Origin of the sequence: Mycobacterium sp. PS03-16 (assembly GCF_004570325.1) — a bacterium.
In the GTDB taxonomy this organism is placed as follows: domain Bacteria; phylum Actinomycetota; class Actinomycetes; order Mycobacteriales; family Mycobacteriaceae; genus Mycobacterium.
On record NZ_SPQO01000003.1, the window covers coordinates 272,345 to 289,012 of the forward strand.

Sequence of the window (16,668 nt, forward strand, 5' to 3'; positions counted from 1 at the left end):
TTACTTAAGACGTCTTTAAGAATCCAATCGACTCACCCGGGCGGGCGCAGCGCGGCGAACTCGTCGGTGACGCGGTAGCGCGATTCGGTGAACCGGTACAGCGCGGGCGGACGGCCGCCGCTGCGGCCCGATCGGGCGGTCGAGCCGGTCCGGGTGATCACCTTCCGGCGTTCGAGGACACGCTGCAGATTGGTCGCATCGACCTGGTATCCGAGCGCCGCGCCGTAGATGTCCCGCAGTGTCGACAGGGCGAACTCCTCAGGAGCCAAGGCGAATCCGATGTTGGTGTAGGAGAGTTTCGCCACCAGCCGGGTGCAGGCGTGTTCGACCATCGGACGGTGGTCGAACGCCATCTCGGGCAGTTCGGCCACCGGGTGCCAGCGGGTGTCCGCCGGCAGCGCCGGGGTGGCGGGGGAGGGCACCAGGCCCAGGAACGTCGAGGCGATGGTGCGCGGACCGGGCACCCGGGCCGGGTCGGAGAACACCGCCAATTGCTCGAGGTGGGCCAGTTGCTGGACGTCGACCTTCTCGGCGAGCTGACGGCGCACCGAGGTCGTCAGATCCTCGTCGGGCCCGATGCGCCCGCCGGGCAGCGACCATCTGTCACGTTCCGGCTGCCGGGCCCGCTGCCATAACAGCACGTGAAGCGCGGGTCGGCGGGTGTCGACGCCGCGTACCTGGAACACGACGGCGAGCACCTCGTGGGCGGTGTTAGGATGAGCCATGTTTTCGATTGTAAGTCGAAAACCCTGATCCGATCGAGGAGCCGGCCGTGACGCTGTTGAACGAGACGTTCCAGGCGGAATCCACCGACGATGTCGCCCCGACGCCCGAGTGGGCAGCCGAGATCCGCCGCCTGGCCCGCCAGCGTGGCGCCACGGTGCTGGCACACAACTACCAGCTCCCGGCGATCCAGGACGTCGCCGACCACGTCGGCGACTCGCTGGCCCTGTCCCGCATCGCCGCCGAGGCGCCGGAGGACACCATCGTGTTCTGCGGTGTGCACTTCATGGCCGAGACCGCCAAGATTCTGTCGCCGGACAAGACCGTGCTGATCCCCGATCAGCGGGCCGGCTGCTCGCTGGCGGATTCGATCACCGCCGACGACCTGCGGGAGTGGAAGTCCGAACATCCCGATGCGGTGGTGGTGTCCTATGTCAACACCACGGCCGCGGTGAAGGCGCTGACCGACATCTGCTGCACGTCGTCCAACGCGGTCGAGGTGGTGGCGTCGATCCCCGCCGACCGTGAGGTGCTGTTCTGCCCGGACCAGTTCCTCGGCGCCCACGTCCGCCGGGTGACCGGACGGCGGAACCTGCACATCTGGGCCGGGGAGTGCCACGTCCACGCCGGGATCAACGGCGATGAACTCGCCGACCAGGCTCGCGCGCACCCCGACGCCGAACTGTTCGTCCACCCCGAATGCGGTTGCGCCACCTCGGCGCTCTACCTCGCCGGCGAGGGCGCCTTCCCCGAGGACCGGGTGAAGATCCTGTCGACCGGCGGCATGCTCGACGCGGCCCGAGAGAGCCGCGCGCGGCAGGTGCTGGTCGCCACCGAGGTCGGCATGCTGCACCAATTACGCCGCGCCGCACCGGACATCGACTTCCGGGCGGTCAACGACCGGGCGTCGTGCCGGTACATGAAGATGATCACCCCGGGGGCGCTGCTACGCAGTCTGACCGACGGGACCGACGAGGTCGACGTCGCCCCGGAGACCGCACGGGCGGCGCGGCGCAGCGTGGAGCGGATGATCGCGATCGGGCAACCCGGCGGCGGGGAATGATCCGCACGCGCGGGTGCGGCGCCACCCGCGAATGGCAGCAGCGCGCCGACGTCGTCGTGGTCGGCACCGGCGTCGCGGGCCTGGCCGCCGCCCTGGCGGCGGCCCGCACCGGCCGCCGGGTCATGGTGCTCGACAAGGGCCCGGGCACCGCGACGTCGTACGCGCAGGGCGGGATCGCGGTGGTGCTGCCCGGCACCGAGGACTCGATCGACGCGCATGTCGCCGACACGCTGGCCGCCGGCGGCGGGCTCTGCGACGCCGACGCGGTGCGCTCGATCGTCGCCGACGGTCATCGCGCGATCTGCGATCTGGCGGCCCGCGGCGCCCGGTTCGACGAGGCCACGCCCGGGCGATGGGCGGTGACCCGTGAAGGCGGCCACCGCCGCCGCCGCGTCGTGCACGCCGGCGGCGACGCCACCGGCGCCGAGGTGCAGCGCGCGCTGGACCGGGCCGCGCAGCGCCTCGACATTCGGCAGAACCACACCGTGGTGCGGGTGCTGCGCGACGCTGCGGCGGTCACCGGTGTGCTCGTGCACGCCGACGACGGGTTCGGCGTCATCCACGCCCCGTCGGTCATCCTCGCGACCGGCGGCCTCGGCCACCTGTTCGCCGCCACGACCAATCCGGAAGGCGCCACCGGCGACGGCATTGCGCTGGCACTGCAGGCCGGTGTGCTTGTCGGGGACCTGGAGTTCGTGCAGTTCCATCCGACGATGCTGTTCGACGGGCGGGGCGGCGGCCGCCGTCCGCTGATCTCCGAGGCGGTGCGCGGGGAGGGGGCGCGGCTGGTCGACGCCCGGGGCGACTCGGTGACCGAGGGCGTCCATCCGATGGGTGACCTGGCGCCGCGCGATGTGGTCGCCGCGGCCATCGACGACCGCCTGCGCACCACCGGCGACCCATGCGTCTACCTCGATGCCCGCCATCTCGCCGGCTTCGCCGAGCGGTTCCCGACCGTCACCGCGGCCTGCGCGCGGGCCGGGATCGACCCCGCCCGGCAGCTGATCCCGGTGGTACCGGGCGCGCACTACAGCTGCGGCGGCGTCCTCACCGACGTCACCGGCCGGACCGAAGTGCCCGGGCTCTTCGCCGCGGGAGAGGTGGCGCGCACCGGGATGCACGGGGCCAACCGGCTGGCCTCCAACAGCCTGCTCGAGGGACTCGTCGTCGGCGAACGGGCCGGCCGCGCAGCGGCCGAGCACGGCGCGGTGCGTGGCGCCACCCGGGCCGAGGCGCCGATGCGGGTCGGGACCGACATGCTCGAGCGGGGGCTGCTCCAGGCGGCGATGAGCCGCGATGCGTCGGTCGTGCGCGACGGCGCCGGACTGCGCCGGCTCACCGACGCGCTCGACGCCGCGACCGTGCGGCCGCTGCGCCGGCGCGCCGACATCGAGGACGCCGCGCTGACGTTGACTGCCCGCGCGGTGGCCGCGGCCGCGAGGCAGCGCACCGAGTCGCGAGGATGTCATCACCGCGGCGACCATCCGGAGACCGACCCGGCGCAGGCCGCCGGCACCGCCGTCACCCTGGACGGCAACGGACACATGACAGTGAAGGTGAGGGCCGAGGCATGCTGCTGATGCAACTGTCCCAGGTGGAGATGGCCGAGGCGCGTGCGGTGGTCGCGCGCGCGCTCGACGAGGACCTGCGTTACGGCCCGGACGTCACGTCGGCGGCCACAGTGTCCGCCGACGCGAGGACCACCGCCTCGATGTGCACCCGGGAACCGGGGGTGGCGGCCGGGATCGACCTCGCGCTGCTGGTGCTCGACGAGGTGCTGGGCGCCGGGAACTACCGCGTGGTGCACCGGGTCGAGGACGGCGCCCGGTTGCACCCGGGCGGTGCGCTGCTGACCGTCGAGGCGCCGACGCGCGGTCTGCTCACCGCCGAGCGCACCATGCTCAACCTGGTGTCGCACCTGTCGGGTATCGCGACCACCACCGCGGCGTGGGTGGACGCGGTGGCCGGGACGAATGCGCGCATCCGCGACACCCGCAAGACGCTGCCCGGGCTTCGGGTGCTGCAGAAGTACGCGGTCCGCGTGGGTGGCGGCCAGAACCACCGCATGGGACTCGGCGACGCCGCGCTGATCAAGGACAACCACGTCGCCGCCGCCGGTTCGGTGGTCGCCGCGCTGCGCGCGGTGCGCGCCGCGGCGCCCGATCTGCCCTGCGAGGTCGAGGTGGACTCGCTCGAGCAACTCGACGAGGTGCTGGCCGAGGGGGTGGAGCTGATCCTGCTGGACAACTTCCCGGTGTGGCAGACCCAGATCGCCGTGCAGCGTCGCGACTCCGTCTCGCCGACAACGAAACTGGAGTCCTCCGGCGGCCTGTCGCTGGACTCGGCGGCCGACTACGCCGGCACGGGCGTCGACTTCCTGGCGATCGGTGCGCTCACCCACTCGGTGCGAGTCCTCGACATCGGCCTCGACACCTAGACATCCACACGAGAACGGGCGCCGGCGCAGAATGCGCCGGCGCCCGTCTCATTCGTGCCGATCAGACGTCGGTGTCGGTACCCGAGTCGCTGGTATCGCTGTCGGTGTCCGGCGTGGGAGCCGGGCTTCCGTCCTGGCCGTCGCTGCCGATGATGCCGCCGGAACCGCCGAAGCCGCCCTCGCCTTCCTCGCCGCCGAGCAGGCCGTCGTCACCGCCGTCACCGCCGTCGCCGCCGTTGCCGGCCAAACCGGTGTCACCGCCGTCGCCGCCGTCGCCGCCGTCGCCTTCGAGCAGGCCGAGCAGACCCCCGCCGTCGCCGCCCTCGCCGCCGTCGCCGGCATTGCCGACTGTCGCGTCGCCGCCGTCGCCGGCGTCACCACCATCGCCACCGAGCGTGCCGGAGGCGCCGCCGTCGCCACCCTGGCCGCCGCTGCCGAAGAAGCCGGCGTTGCCGGCGTCGCCACCGGTACCACCGTCGCCGATCAGGCCTTCACCGCCGGCACCGCCGTCGCCACCGTCGCCACCGTCCCCAACGAAGCCGGCACCGTTGCCGCCGGCGCCGCCGTCGCCACCGGTCACCGAATCGCCGCCGTCGCCGCCGTTGCCGAAGCCGAGGCCGGCGTCGCCGCCGTCGCCGCCGTTGCCGGTCAAGGAGTCGCCGCCGTCGCCGCCGTAGCCGCCCAGCAGGCCGCCGTTACCGCCGGCACCGCCATTGCCGTCCACGGCGTCGCCGCCCGCACCGCCGTTGCCCCAGCCGCCGGCACTGCCGCCGGCGCCCCCGTTGTCGCCGAGGAGAAGGGCGTCGCCCCCGTTACCGCCGCTGCCGTAGAACGCGCCGCCGTTGCCGCCGTTGCCGCCGTTGCCGACGACACCCAGACCGCCATCACCGCCGCTTCCGATCAGCCCGGCGTTGCCGCCGTCACCGGCCTCCAGGTCGAGGAGACCGAGCGGGTCGTCGAGACCCGGGCCGCCGTTGCCGCCGCTGCCGAACAGCAGGCCGCCGTTACCGCCGTCCTGACCGGCCAGGCCGGCCGCGCCGTTGCCGATCAGCAGGCCGCCGTCCATCCCCGGCAGGTAGCCGCTGCCGACCAGGCCGCCGGTGAACGCGTAGGTCAGCGGATTGGCGAAGAACGGGTTGTCGAGCAGGATCGTCGGGTCGAACGCGAACACGGCCGCGCCGCCGATCTCAAAGGCATTGTCGCCGTCCGGCAGGAGCAGTGCAGCGGACAGGCATTCCGCGTCGGGAGGCAGGCAGGGGGCCGGCGCGGCCGAGGCAGTCGCGGACGCCAGGCCGGTGAAGCCGACCGTCATCGCGGCGCCGACCATCGCGCCGCCGGCGGCACGCCGCAGCGCAGTGCCCTTCGCTGGGGTCACGGCGCGGTGCCTACCTCGGGTGGTTGCAGAACTCATTGATTGATCTCCTGATGTCGCATGCGCGTCGTTGCGTCGCAACGTTGCGCCGATGAACCTGACCTGTTGTGGGCACACGCGTCACCGGTGAATAGTCGGCCGACTGCCCCCTGACACCGCGAATTCCCGGTCGCGGTGGTCGACTCAACCCCCTGATCTTGAAATCGCCCTATCAGTTTGCCGCAGCCGTTCGCGCGACCTGAGAAGAACATAACAGGAACCCAAGATTCCTCATACGATTGCAGGCAAAGACGTTGAGAATTTCGGCTTATGGCCGACCGTGGAACGGGCTGGTTGATTTGCCTCGAGGCATTCGGTCCGGACCTGTTCGGGCGGACTGCGTCTTCCGCGAGTCGGCACATCCTTGCTTCGCCTGGGGAAGTAATTCGATCCGACGGTCGCAATGCCGGTGCGAATGCCGACGCGCCCGCAAAGTCGGTGTGATGGCGGTCCATGCGGCGGGGGCCGGTTGCTCATGGCGTTGGTCGAGCCGCACCGTAGAGTTTGCTGACATTCCCATATTCCGGCTTATGTGCAGACGGCAATATTGACGTCGGAAACGCCGGAATTGCGTTCCGCTGAGTCCGCGGAGGCGGGTGCTAGGCGATGTCGGCGACGAAGACCGCGATGTTGCGCGCCTGGCGCTTCGCGTAGGCGGGCAGCGCGGCGACCCCGCGACCGTTGGGAACGATGCGCGGGCGCACGATGTGCACTTCGTCACCGGACATCACCACGTCGGCCTCGCCGGCGGCCAATGCGTTCCTGGCCCAGTCGGTCATCCCATGGCCCATCACGATCGCCAGCTCGCCGTCTCGGCGGTACGCCGTCACCGGGGTCTCGAAGCGCCGGCCGGAGCGTCTACCAGTGTGTTTGAACAGCGCGACGCCGGGCATCTTGCCGGCCAGCGGCCGGATCACGGGGTTGAAATACTTGATCTGGATCCGGTCGAGCCACTTCGGGAACATCGTCGGCAACTCCGACATGACGGCTCCAATCCGATTTGGCCTGCTCTGGGACAATGGACAGCGTGAATGTATCGCCGGTGACGATGGCTCGCATCGACTTGCGGGGCAAGACGCTGTCCACGGCTCGCCTGCGCTCGGCGCTGCCCCGCGGCGGGGTCGACGTGGACGCGGTGGTGCCCAGGGTCCGCCCCATCGTCGACGCGGTCGCCGAGCGGGGCGCCGAGGCCGCGCTCGAGTACGGCGAGTCCTTCGACGGTGTCCGGCCCGCCGCCGTTCGCGTCCCGGCCGAGCGGCTGCGCTCCGCGCTGGCCGACCTCGATGCGGACGTGCGCGCCGCCCTCGAGGTGGCCATCGAGCGAGCCCGGGCCGTCCACGCCGATCAGCGCCGCACCGACACCACCACGACGCTCGCGCCGGGCGCGACCGTGACCGAGCGCTGGGTGCCGGTCGAGCGGGTCGGGCTCTACGTCCCGGGCGGCAACGCGGTCTACCCGTCGAGCGTGGTGATGAACGTGGTGCCGGCGCAGACCGCCGGCGTCGACTCGCTGGTGATCGCCAGCCCGCCACAGGCGCAGCACGGTGGCCTGCCGCACCCCACCATCCTCGCCGCCGCCCAACTGCTCGGCGTCGAAGAGGTGTGGGCCGTGGGCGGTGCGCAGGCCGTCGCGCTGCTCGCCTTCGGCGGTACTGACGTCGGAGACGCAGCCGGCGCCGAACTCGCACCCGTCGACATGATCACCGGGCCCGGCAACATCTACGTGACCGCAGCCAAGCGGATCTGCCGGTCGCAGGTCGGGATCGACGCCGAGGCCGGTCCCACCGAGATCGCCGTGCTGGCCGACCACACCGCCGATCCGGCGCACGTCGCCGCGGATCTGATCAGCCAGGCCGAGCACGACGAGATGGCCGCGAGTGTCCTGGTCACCACCAGCGCCGACCTGGCCGACGCCACCGATCGCGAACTGCTGACCCAACTCGAGACCACCGTGCACCGCGAGCGCGTCACCGCCGCACTGACCGGGCAGCAGTCGGCGATCGTCCTGGTCGACGACGTCGACGCCGGCATTCGCGTCGTCAACGCCTACGCGGCCGAACACCTGGAGATCCAGACCGCCGACGCCGCCGTCGTGGCGGGCCGGATCCGTTCGGCCGGCGCGATTTTCGTCGGTCCGTACTCGCCGGTCAGCCTGGGCGACTACTGCGCGGGTTCCAACCACGTCCTGCCGACCGCCGGCTGCGCACGGCACTCGAGCGGTCTGTCGGTGCAGACGTTCCTGCGCGGCATCCACGTCGTCGATTACACCGAGGCCGCACTCAAAGACGTGTCCGGCCACGTCATCACCCTGGCGCAGGCGGAGAATCTGCCCGCGCACGGTGAAGCGGTGCGCCGGAGGTTCGAATCGTGAGCGTGGGGGACCAGATCACGCTGGCCGACCTGCCGCTGCGCGAGGATCTGCGCGGCAAGTCGCCCTACGGTGCGCCGCAACTGCAGGTGCCGGTGCGGTTGAACACCAATGAGAACCCGCACCCGCCGAGCGCCGCGCTCGTCGAGGACGTGACCCGGTCGGTGGGGGAGATCGCCGCCGAACTGCACCGCTACCCCGACCGGGACGCGGTGGCGTTGCGCAGCGACCTCGCCGACTACCTCAACCTGCAGACCGGCGTCGAGGTGGGTGTCGGAAACGTGTGGGCGGCAAACGGGTCCAACGAAGTGCTGCAGCAGTTGCTGCAGGCCTTCGGCGGTCCGGGGCGCAGCGCGATCGGGTTCGTGCCGTCGTATTCGATGCACCCGATCATCGCCGACGGCACCCGCACCGACTGGCTGCAGGCCACCCGCGCGGTTGACTTCGGTCTCGACGTCGACGCGGCGGTGGCCGCCATCACCGACCGCCGGCCCGACATCGTGTTCGTCACCAGCCCGAACAACCCGTCGGGCCAGAGCGTTCCGCTCGACGACCTGAGACGGCTGTTGGATGCGATGGGCTCGGGCATCCTGATCCTCGACGAGGCCTACGGCGAGTTCTCCTCGCAACCCAGCGGGGTCGCGCTGATCGACGAGTATCCGACCCGGCTGGTGGTCAGCCGCACCATGAGCAAGGCGTTCGCGTTCGCCGGTGGCCGGCTGGGCTACCTGGTGGCCGCACCCGCGGTGATCGACGCGATGCTGCTGGTTCGGTTGCCCTATCACCTGTCCTCGGTCACCCAGGCCGCAGCGCGCGCGGCGCTGCGCCACGCCGACGACACACTGGCCAGCGTGGCGACCCTGGTCGCCGAACGCGAACGCGTGTCGAACACGCTGAGCCACCTCGGATTCCGCGTCATCCCGAGCGACGCCAACTTCGTCCTGTTCGGCGAGTTCGCCGATGCGCCCGCCAGCTGGCAGCGTTATCTCGACCAGGGCGTGCTCATCCGCGACGTCGGCATCCCGGGGTACCTGCGGGCCACCACCGGCCTCGCCGATGAGAACGATGCGCTGCTGGCCGCCTCCGCCCGGCTCGCCGAAACCGAACTCCAGACCCTAGGAGCGTCATGACCGACATGCTGACCGGGACGCGGCGCGCCCGCGTCGAACGCAAGACCAAGGAATCCGACATCGTGGTCGAGCTCGACCTCGACGGCACCGGTGTCGTCGACATCGCCACGGGTGTGCCGTTCTTCGACCACATGCTCACCTCGCTGGGCAGCCACGCCAGCTTCGACCTCACCGTCCACGCCACCGGCGACGTCGAGATCGAGGGGCACCACACCGTCGAGGACACCGCGATCGTGCTCGGCCAGGCCCTCGGCGAGGCGCTGGGCGACAAGAAGGGCATCCGCCGCTTCGGGGATGCGTTCATCCCGATGGACGAGACGCTGGCGCACGCTGCCGTGGACGTCTCGGGGCGTCCCTACTTCGTGCACACCGGGGAACCGGAGTTCATGGTCGAATTCACGATCGCCGGCTCGAGCGCGCCGTACCACACCGTGATCAACCGGCACGTGTTCGAATCGCTGGCCTTCAACGCCCGCATCGCCCTGCACGTGCGCACGCTGTACGGCCGCGACCCGCACCACATCACCGAGGCGCAGTACAAGGCCGTCGCCCGTGCCCTGCGTCAGGCCGTCGAGCTCGATCCGCGGGTCACCGGTGTGCCGTCGACGAAGGGGACGCTGTGAGCCGCAACGTCGTCATCCTCGACTACGGCTCGGGCAACCTCCGCTCGGCGCAGCGCGCCGTGGAACGGGTCGGCGCCGAGGTCACGGTGACCGCCGACGCCGACGCCGCGCTCAACGCCGACGGCCTCGTGGTGCCCGGCGTCGGTGCGTACGAAGCCTGCATGGCCGGGCTGCGCGAGATCGGCGGTGACAAGATCATCTCCGAGCGGGTCGCCGCAAAGCGGCCGGTGCTCGGCGTGTGCGTGGGCATGCAGATCTTGTTCACTCGCGGTGTCGAATTCGGCGTCGAGACTGCGGGATGCGGTCAGTGGCCCGGCGCGGTGGTCCGCCTGGACGCCCCGGTGATCCCGCACATGGGCTGGAACGTCGTCGACGCGCCCGCGGGGACCACGCTGTTCCGCGGCCTCGACGCCGACACCCGGTTCTACTTCGTGCATTCGTATGCCGCCCAGCAGTGGGAGGGCGCGCCCGACGCGCTGCTCACCTGGGCGACCCACCACGTGCCGTTCCTGGCCGCCGTCGAGCACGGTCCGTTGTCGGCGACGCAGTTCCACCCCGAGAAGAGCGGTGATGCGGGCGCCACGCTTTTGGCCAACTGGGTTGAGGGGCTCTAGGTTGAGCGACGTGTCTGAGAAGCGGCCGCTCGTCCTCCTGCCCGCCGTCGATGTCGTCGAGGGCCGGGCCGTGCGCCTGGTCCAGGGCAAGGCCGGCAGCGAGACCGAGTACGGATCGGCGCTCGACGCCGCGCTGGGCTGGCAACGCGACGGGGCGGAGTGGATCCACCTCGTCGACCTCGATGCCGCGTTCGGCCGTGGCTCCAACCGCGACCTGCTCGCCGACGTGGTGCGCAGGCTCGACGTCGCGGTCGAACTGTCCGGCGGCATCCGTGACGACGAATCGCTGGACGCCGCGCTGGCCACCGGCTGCGCCCGGGTCAACATCGGCACTGCCGCGCTGGAGAATCCGCAGTGGTGCGCGAAGGTGGTGGCCGAACACGGGGACAAGGTGGCCGTCGGCCTGGACGTGAAGATCGACCCCGATGATCGCGCGGGCGGGTACCGCCTGCGCGGCCGCGGGTGGGAGACCGACGGCGGCGACCTGTGGGAGGTGCTCGACCGACTCGACCGCGAGGGTTGTTCGCGGTACGTCGTCACCGACGTCACCAAGGACGGCACGCTCACCGGACCCAACCTCGACCTGCTCGGCAGCGTCGCCGACCGCACCGACGCGCCGGTGATCGCCTCCGGCGGTGTGTCGAGTCTCGACGACCTGCGCGCGATCGGCAGCCTCACCGGCCGTGGAGTGGAGGGTGCGATCGTCGGAAAGGCGCTTTACGCAGGACGATTCACGCTGCCAGACGCCCTGGCTGCGGTGGCCGGGTAGTCGCTCCATGGCATTCGACGTGACCGACCTCGACGGGTTGGTGGTCGAGGCGGCCGCAATCCTCGACGCGGCGGCCGGTGATTTCGTCAACGGTCACGGCGCCGATTCGGCGGTGCAGAAGAAGGGCAACGACTTCGCCACCGAGGTCGACCTGACGATCGAACGTCAGGTCACCGAGGCGCTCGAGTCGAAGACCGGAATCGGCGTGCACGGCGAGGAGTACGGCGGTGCCGACATCGACTCACCGCTGGTGTGGGTGCTCGACCCGATCGACGGCACCTTCAACTACGCCGCCGGGTTGCCCACCGCGGCGATCCTGCTGGGCCTGCTGCGCGACGGAGAACCGGTCGCCGGGCTGACCTGGCTACCGTTCACGGACCAGCGGTACACCGCCGTGGTCGGAAATGGCCTGTACACCAACGGTGTTGCGCAGCCGGACCTCGACCCGGGGGCGCTGTCGGATTGCGTCGTCGGGACCGGCACCTTCAACATCGACTCGCGCGGACGCTTCCCCGGCCGCTGGCGGGCGGCGCTGCTGGCCAACCTGAGCCGGCACTGCAGCCGGATGCGGATGCACGGCGCGACCGGGGTGGACCTCGCCTACACCGCGGCCGGAATCCTCGGCGGCGCCATCAGCTTCGGCCACCACATCTGGGACCACGCCGCCGGAGTCGCGCTGATCCGCGCCGCCGGAGGTGTCGTCACAGATCTGGCCGGCACACCGTGGACACCGCAGTCGAAATCGGTGCTCGCCGGCGCGCCGCGCGTACACGCCGAACTCCTGGACATCGTCCGGTCGGTCGGCGCCCCGGAGGAGTACTGACATGGGTTCACACCACGAACTCGCCGTCCGCATCATCCCGTGCCTCGACGTCGATGCCGGCCGGGTGGTCAAGGGCGTCAACTTCGAAAACCTCAGAGACGCAGGCGATCCGGTCGAGCTGGCGGCTGTCTACGACGCCGAGGGTGCCGACGAGCTGACGTTCCTCGACGTCACCGCGTCGTCGTCGGGCCGCGCCACCATGCTCGACGTGGTGCGCCGCACCGCCGAGCAGGTCTTCATCCCGCTCACCGTCGGCGGGGGTGTGCGCTCGATCGCCGACGTCGACGCGCTGCTGCGCGCCGGCGCCGACAAGGTGTCGGTGAACACCGCCGCGATCGCCCGCCCGGAATTGCTCGCCGAATTGGCCCACCGCTTCGGTTCGCAGTGCATCGTGCTGTCCGTCGACGCCCGCACCGTGCCCGAGGGCGAGCCTCCCACTCCGTCGGGATGGGAGGTCACCACCCACGGCGGACGCCGCGGCACCGGCATCGATGCCGTCGAGTGGGCCGCCCGGGGCGCCGAACTGGGTGTGGGGGAGATCCTGCTCAACTCGATGGACTTCGACGGCACCAAGGCGGGTTTCGACCTGCCGATGCTGCGGGCGGTGCGCGGGGCGGTGACCGTGCCGGTGATCGCCAGTGGCGGCGCCGGCGCGGTGGAGCATTTCGCGCCCGCGGTGGAGGCCGGCGCCGATGCGGTGCTGGCGGCCAGCGTGTTCCACTTCAAGCAGCTGACGATCGGCGAGGTGAAGGCTGCGATGGCCGCGGACGGGATAACGGTGCGCTCATGAGCCTCGATCCCGCGATCGCCTCGCGGCTCAAACGCGACGCCGACGGGCTGTTCGCCGCCGTCGCGCAGGAGCGCGGCACCGGCCAGGTGCTGATGGTGGCGTGGATGGACGACATCGCGCTCGAGCGCACACTGCGCACGCGCCGCGCCACCTACTGGTCGCGGTCGCGCGGCGAGCACTGGGTGAAGGGCGACACGTCCGGACACACCCAGTACGTGCACTCGGTCCGCCTGGACTGCGACGGTGACACTGTGCTGCTGGAGGTGGATCAGACCGGCGCGGCCTGTCACACCGGCACGCACACCTGCTTCGATGCCGACCTGCTGCTGGCCCCGGAGACCTAGGCCGACTGCCGCTGCCGCAGCACCGCCAGCGCCTTGTCGGCGTGCGCTTCCATGTTGAGCTCGCTGGCGATCACCTCGAGCACCGTGCGGTCGGTGTCGATCACGAACGTGGTGCGCTTGACCGGCATCAGCTTGCCGAGCAGGCCCCGTTTCACCCCGAACCGGGCCGCGACCGCGCCGTCGGTGTCCGACAGCAGCGGGTAGTCGAACCGCTGGGTGTCGGCGAAGCGGGCCTGCTTGTCGACGGCGTCGGTGCTGATCCCGACCGGCGACGCCCCCAAGGTGGCGAATTCGGCGGCGAGGTCACGGAAGTGGCAGGCCTCCTTGGTGCACCCGGGTGTCATCGCCGCCGGGTAGAAGAACAGCACCACCGGGCCGTCGGCCAGCAGTGCGGTCAGGCTGCGCGGCGTGCCCGTCTGGTCGGGCAGCTCGAAATCGTCGACCCGGTCACCCTGCTTGATAGGTGTCATGGGCGTTGACGCTACGCCTCCTGCGTGCCCATCGGAGGGCACCGGTCTGGGAGAATCGGCCCGTGCACACGACCGCCGACTCCGGCCTGCTGCCCACGCTCGCGACCACCACGTCGCGCGAGGACTTCCGGGCGCTGGCCGCCGAACACCGCGTGGTGCCGGTGACCCGCAAGGTGCTCGCCGACAGCGAGACGCCGCTGTCGGCGTACCGCAAGCTGGCCGCCAACCGGCCCGGGACCTTCCTGCTGGAATCCGCCGAGAACGGCCGGTCGTGGTCGCGCTGGTCGTTCATCGGCGCCGGCGCCCCGTCGGCGCTGACGGTGCGGGACGGCGAAGCGGTGTGGCTGGGCGTCACCCCGCAGGACGCGCCGAACGGCGGGGATCCGCTGCAGGCGCTGCGCGCCACCCTCGACCTGCTGGAGACCGCCGCGCTGCCCGGTCTGCCGCCGCTGTCCAGCGGCCTGGTGGGGTTCTTCGCCTACGACCTGGTCCGCCGGCTCGAGCGGCTCCCGTCGCTCGCCGTCGACGACCTCGGGCTGCCGGACATGCTGCTGCTGCTGGCCACCGACGTCGCCGCCGTCGACCACCACGAGGGCACGATCACGCTGATCGCCAATGCGGTGAACTGGAACGGCACCGACGAGCGGGTCGACGAGGCCTATGACGACGCCGTCGCGCGCCTCGAGGTGATGACCGAGGCGCTCGGTCAGCCGCTGCCGTCGGCGGTGGCCACGTTCGCCCGTCCCGAGCCCACCCACCGCGCTCAGCGCACGGTCGAGGAGTACACGGCGATCGTGGACAAGCTCGTCGGCGACATCGAGGCCGGCGAGGCGTTCCAGGTGGTGCCGAGTCAGCGCTTCGAGATGACGACCGGCGCCGATCCACTCGACGTCTACCGGATGCTGAGGGTGACCAACCCCAGCCCGTACATGTACCTGCTCAACGTGCCCGATCAGAACGGTGAGCTGGACTTCTCGATCGTCGGGTCGAGCCCCGAGGCGCTGGTGACGGTCAAGGACGGCCGTGCGCAGACCCACCCGATCGCGGGCACCCGCTGGCGCGGCGCCACCGAGGAGGACGATCTGCTGCTCGAAAAGGAGCTGCTGGCCGACGAGAAGGAGCGCGCCGAGCACCTGATGCTGGTCGACCTCGGCCGCAACGATCTCGGCCGGGTGTGTGAACCGGGCACCGTCCGGGTCGAGGACTACAGCCACATCGAGCGCTACAGCCACGTCATGCACCTGGTCTCCACGGTCTCGGGACGGCTGGCTGCAGGCCGCACCGCGCTGGACGCGGTGACCGCCTGCTTCCCCGCGGGCACCCTGTCGGGCGCGCCGAAGGTGCGGGCGATGGAGCTGATCGAGGAGGTGGAGCTGACCCGACGCGGCCTCTACGGCGGCGTGCTGGGTTATCTGGACTTCGCCGGCAACGCCGACTTCGCGATCGCCATCCGCACCGCGCTGATGCGCGACGGCACCGCCTACGTGCAGGCCGGCGGCGGCGTGGTCGCCGACTCGAACGGGCCTTACGAGTACACCGAGGCGGCGAACAAGGCGCGCGCGGTTCTCAACGCGATCGCGGCCGCGGAAACGCTGACCGAACCGTGACCCGCATCGCGCAGCTGCTGCTGGTCCTCGCCGCGCTGGCCCTCTGGGTGGCCTCCCGGCTGACGTGGATCGACGTCGCCTCGTTCGACGGGCTGGGGCAGCCGAAGACGTCCACGCTGACCGGCGCGCAGTGGTCGACGGCGCTGATCCCGCTTGCGCTGCTGGTGCTGGCCGCGGCGGTGGCGGTCCTGGCCGTGCGTGGCTGGCCGCTGCGGATCCTGGCGGTCCTCGTCGCGCTGGCCAGCGCCGGCATGGCCTACCTCGCGATCACGCTGTGGGCGGTGGCCGACGTCGCCCCGCGCGCGGCCGACCTGGCCGAGGTGGCCGTCGCCGACCTGACCGGCACCCAGCGTCACTACGCCGGCGCCGTCGTCACGCTGGTGGCCGCCGCCTGCGCCCTGGCCGGTGCGGTGCTGCTGATGCGCTCGGTCCGGCGGGGTGCCGTGCCGGCGGGCCGGTACGCGACACCCGCCGCGCGCCGCGAGGCGGCGGCGCAGCAGGACAGCGAGGGGGAGCCGATGTCCGAACGGATGCTGTGGGACGCCCTCGACGAGGGGCGCGATCCGACCAATCCCGACACACAGGGGCGGTGACAGTCGATGGTGCGGCTGCGACTACCCTTCCAGGAGAACCATCCGGCAGGCGCCGGCGACGGACAGAGGGGAATCGACGGGTTATGAGTTCGGCGACCGTCCTCGACTCCATCATCGAAGGAGTCCGCGCCGACGTTGCCGCCCGTGAGGCCGTGGTGAGCCTCGCCGAGATCAAGGAGCTGGCCAAGAAGGCCAAACCGCCGCTGGACGTGATGGCCGCGCTGCGGGAACCGGGCATCGGCGTGATCGCCGAGGTGAAGCGGGCCAGCCCGTCGCGCGGGGAGCTCGCCTCGATCGGCGATCCGGCTGAGCTGGCGAAGGCCTACCAGGACGGTGGCGCCCGGGTGATCAGCGTGCTCACCGAGCAGCGCCGATTCAACGGATCGCTCGACGACCTCGACGCGGTGCGTGCCGCAGTGTCGATCCCGGTCCTGCGCAAGGACTTCATCGTCCGCCCGTACCAGATCCACGAGGCTCGTGCGCACGGCGCCGACCTGCTGCTGCTGATCGTGGCCGCCCTCGAACAGCCCGCGCTGGAATCGTTGCTCGAGCGCACGGAGTCGCTGGGGATGACGGCGTTGGTCGAGGTGCACACCGAAGAGGAGGCCGACCGGGCCCTGCAGGCCGGTGCGGCTGTGATCGGTGTGAACGCCCGCAACCTCAAGACGCTCGAGGTCGACCGGGACTGCTTCGCGCGGATCGCGCCGGGGTTGCCCTCCAACGTGATCCGGGTGGCGGAGTCCGGCGTGCGCGGCACCGCTGACCTGCTGGCCTACGCCGGTGCGGGCGCCGACGCCGTGCTCGTCGGAGAAGGGCTGGTCACCAGCCGCGACCCGCGCAGCGCCGTGGCCGATCTGGTCACCGCAGGCACCCACCCCTCCTGCCCGAAACCCTCCCGGTAGC

At 71.2% G+C, this 16,668-nt stretch carries 18 protein-coding genes; 14 read left to right on the forward strand and 4 right to left on the reverse strand.

Annotated elements, in window-relative coordinates; translation table 11 throughout:
- Nucleotides 1–32: 32 nt before the first annotated feature.
- Nucleotides 33–725: an NUDIX domain-containing protein gene (locus E4P42_RS04360; RefSeq protein ID WP_135123362.1), complete on the reverse strand. Its 693-nt coding sequence runs from the start codon at nt 723–725 to the stop codon at nt 33–35.
- 47 nt (nt 726–772) lie between these two features.
- Between E4P42_RS04360 and nadA the strand changes: the two genes are divergently transcribed.
- From nadA to nadC, 3 genes are read left to right on the forward strand one after another with little or no spacing between them, the layout of a single operon-like run.
- A complete protein-coding gene (nadA, locus tag E4P42_RS04365; protein ID WP_135123364.1) occupies nt 773–1,786 on the forward strand; it encodes a quinolinate synthase NadA in 1,014 nt (337 codons plus the stop codon).
- The gene (locus tag E4P42_RS04370) at nt 1,783–3,366 is read left to right on the forward strand and encodes an L-aspartate oxidase (RefSeq protein WP_135123366.1); all 1,584 of its coding nucleotides are present in this window, start codon (nt 1,783–1,785) and stop codon (nt 3,364–3,366) included. The genes nadA and E4P42_RS04370 overlap by 4 nt, the downstream gene beginning before the upstream one ends.
- The gene (gene nadC, locus E4P42_RS04375) at nt 3,366–4,223 is read left to right on the forward strand and encodes a carboxylating nicotinate-nucleotide diphosphorylase (RefSeq protein ID WP_135123463.1); all 858 of its coding nucleotides are present in this window, start codon (nt 3,366–3,368) and stop codon (nt 4,221–4,223) included. Before E4P42_RS04370 ends, nadC begins: the two co-directional genes overlap by 1 nt.
- Before the next feature lie 61 nt (nt 4,224–4,284).
- Here nadC and E4P42_RS27560 read toward each other — a convergent pair whose 3' ends face one another.
- Together E4P42_RS27560 and E4P42_RS04385 are read right to left on the reverse strand one after the other, a co-directional pair.
- Nucleotides 4,285–5,598, reverse strand: a complete 1,314-nt coding sequence (locus tag E4P42_RS27560) for a PE family protein (RefSeq protein ID WP_209305687.1) — start codon at nt 5,596–5,598, stop codon at nt 4,285–4,287.
- A 635-nt stretch (nt 5,599–6,233) separates the two neighbouring features.
- Nucleotides 6,234–6,617 (reverse strand): nitroreductase family deazaflavin-dependent oxidoreductase, encoded by a 384-nt coding sequence (locus E4P42_RS04385; RefSeq protein WP_135123368.1) that lies wholly within the window; start codon nt 6,615–6,617, stop codon nt 6,234–6,236.
- A 65-nt stretch (nt 6,618–6,682) separates the two neighbouring features.
- Between E4P42_RS04385 and hisD the strand changes: the two genes are divergently transcribed.
- The 8 genes from hisD to hisI are packed head-to-tail and all read left to right on the forward strand — an operon-like array spanning nt 6,683 to nt 13,095.
- Nucleotides 6,683–8,005 (forward strand): histidinol dehydrogenase, encoded by a 1,323-nt coding sequence (hisD, locus tag E4P42_RS04390; RefSeq protein ID WP_209305691.1) that lies wholly within the window; start codon nt 6,683–6,685, stop codon nt 8,003–8,005.
- On the forward strand, nt 8,002–9,132 hold the full coding sequence (locus tag E4P42_RS04395) for a histidinol-phosphate transaminase (RefSeq protein WP_135123372.1): 1,131 nt from the start codon (nt 8,002–8,004) through the stop codon (nt 9,130–9,132). Before hisD ends, E4P42_RS04395 begins: the two co-directional genes overlap by 4 nt.
- The gene (gene hisB, locus E4P42_RS04400) at nt 9,129–9,755 is read left to right on the forward strand and encodes an imidazoleglycerol-phosphate dehydratase HisB (RefSeq protein WP_135123374.1); all 627 of its coding nucleotides are present in this window, start codon (nt 9,129–9,131) and stop codon (nt 9,753–9,755) included. The genes E4P42_RS04395 and hisB overlap by 4 nt, the downstream gene beginning before the upstream one ends.
- A complete protein-coding gene (gene hisH / locus E4P42_RS04405) occupies nt 9,752–10,369 on the forward strand; it encodes an imidazole glycerol phosphate synthase subunit HisH (protein ID WP_135123376.1) in 618 nt (205 codons plus the stop codon). The genes hisB and hisH overlap by 4 nt, the downstream gene beginning before the upstream one ends.
- A gap of 10 nt (nt 10,370–10,379) precedes the next feature.
- On the forward strand, nt 10,380–11,138 hold the full coding sequence (priA, locus tag E4P42_RS04410) for a bifunctional 1-(5-phosphoribosyl)-5-((5-phosphoribosylamino)methylideneamino)imidazole-4-carboxamide isomerase/phosphoribosylanthranilate isomerase PriA (RefSeq protein WP_135123378.1): 759 nt from the start codon (nt 10,380–10,382) through the stop codon (nt 11,136–11,138).
- Between the two features lie 7 nt (nt 11,139–11,145).
- Nucleotides 11,146–11,961 carry an inositol monophosphatase gene (locus E4P42_RS04415; RefSeq protein ID WP_135123380.1) on the forward strand — a complete coding sequence of 272 codons (816 nt, stop codon included), beginning with the start codon at nt 11,146–11,148 and terminating at the stop codon, nt 11,959–11,961.
- Nucleotide 11,962: 1 nt separating this feature from the next.
- On the forward strand, nt 11,963–12,751 hold the full coding sequence (gene hisF, locus E4P42_RS04420; RefSeq protein WP_135123382.1) for an imidazole glycerol phosphate synthase subunit HisF: 789 nt from the start codon (nt 11,963–11,965) through the stop codon (nt 12,749–12,751).
- Nucleotides 12,748–13,095: a phosphoribosyl-AMP cyclohydrolase gene (gene hisI, locus E4P42_RS04425; protein ID WP_135123384.1), complete on the forward strand. Its 348-nt coding sequence runs from the start codon at nt 12,748–12,750 to the stop codon at nt 13,093–13,095. Before hisF ends, hisI begins: the two co-directional genes overlap by 4 nt.
- Here the strand turns inward: hisI and E4P42_RS04430 are convergent.
- Nucleotides 13,092–13,556, reverse strand: coding sequence for a peroxiredoxin (locus E4P42_RS04430; RefSeq protein ID WP_167759358.1), 465 nt, complete (start codon nt 13,554–13,556; stop codon nt 13,092–13,094). The genes hisI and E4P42_RS04430 overlap by 4 nt on opposite strands.
- Nucleotides 13,557–13,654: 98 nt before the next feature.
- Between E4P42_RS04430 and E4P42_RS04435 the strand changes: the two genes are divergently transcribed.
- The 3 genes from E4P42_RS04435 (at nt 13,655) to trpC (ending at nt 16,667) form a co-directional block, all read left to right on the forward strand.
- Nucleotides 13,655–15,172 carry an anthranilate synthase component I gene (locus tag E4P42_RS04435; RefSeq protein ID WP_135123465.1) on the forward strand — a complete coding sequence of 506 codons (1,518 nt, stop codon included), beginning with the start codon at nt 13,655–13,657 and terminating at the stop codon, nt 15,170–15,172.
- Entirely contained in the window at nt 15,169–15,765 is a 597-nt protein-coding gene (locus tag E4P42_RS04440; protein ID WP_135123388.1) for a TIGR02234 family membrane protein, read from the forward strand. The genes E4P42_RS04435 and E4P42_RS04440 overlap by 4 nt, the downstream gene beginning before the upstream one ends.
- Before the next feature lie 83 nt (nt 15,766–15,848).
- On the forward strand, nt 15,849–16,667 hold the full coding sequence (gene trpC, locus E4P42_RS04445; RefSeq protein ID WP_135123390.1) for an indole-3-glycerol phosphate synthase TrpC: 819 nt from the start codon (nt 15,849–15,851) through the stop codon (nt 16,665–16,667).
- Nucleotide 16,668: the final 1 nt, after the last annotated feature.

Bases quoted from the DNA above. Each gene is read 5' to 3' on its own strand.
- E4P42_RS04360 (WP_135123362.1), bottom strand. From the start codon at position 725: ATGGCTCATCCTAACACCGCCCACGAGGTGCTCGCCGTCGTGTTCCAG.
- E4P42_RS04370 (WP_135123366.1), top strand. From the start codon at position 1,783: ATGATCCGCACGCGCGGGTGCGGCGCCACCCGCGAATGGCAGCAGCGC.
- nadC (WP_135123463.1), top strand. From the start codon at position 3,366: ATGCAACTGTCCCAGGTGGAGATGGCCGAGGCGCGTGCGGTGGTCGCG.
- E4P42_RS04385 (WP_135123368.1), bottom strand. From the start codon at position 6,617: ATGTCGGAGTTGCCGACGATGTTCCCGAAGTGGCTCGACCGGATCCAG.
- hisD (WP_209305691.1), top strand. From the start codon at position 6,683: ATGGCTCGCATCGACTTGCGGGGCAAGACGCTGTCCACGGCTCGCCTG.
- hisB (WP_135123374.1), top strand. From the start codon at position 9,129: ATGACCGACATGCTGACCGGGACGCGGCGCGCCCGCGTCGAACGCAAG.
- E4P42_RS04415 (WP_135123380.1), top strand. From the start codon at position 11,146: ATGGCATTCGACGTGACCGACCTCGACGGGTTGGTGGTCGAGGCGGCC.
- hisF (WP_135123382.1), top strand. From the start codon at position 11,963: ATGGGTTCACACCACGAACTCGCCGTCCGCATCATCCCGTGCCTCGAC.
- hisI (WP_135123384.1), top strand. From the start codon at position 12,748: ATGAGCCTCGATCCCGCGATCGCCTCGCGGCTCAAACGCGACGCCGAC.
- trpC (WP_135123390.1), top strand. From the start codon at position 15,849: ATGAGTTCGGCGACCGTCCTCGACTCCATCATCGAAGGAGTCCGCGCC.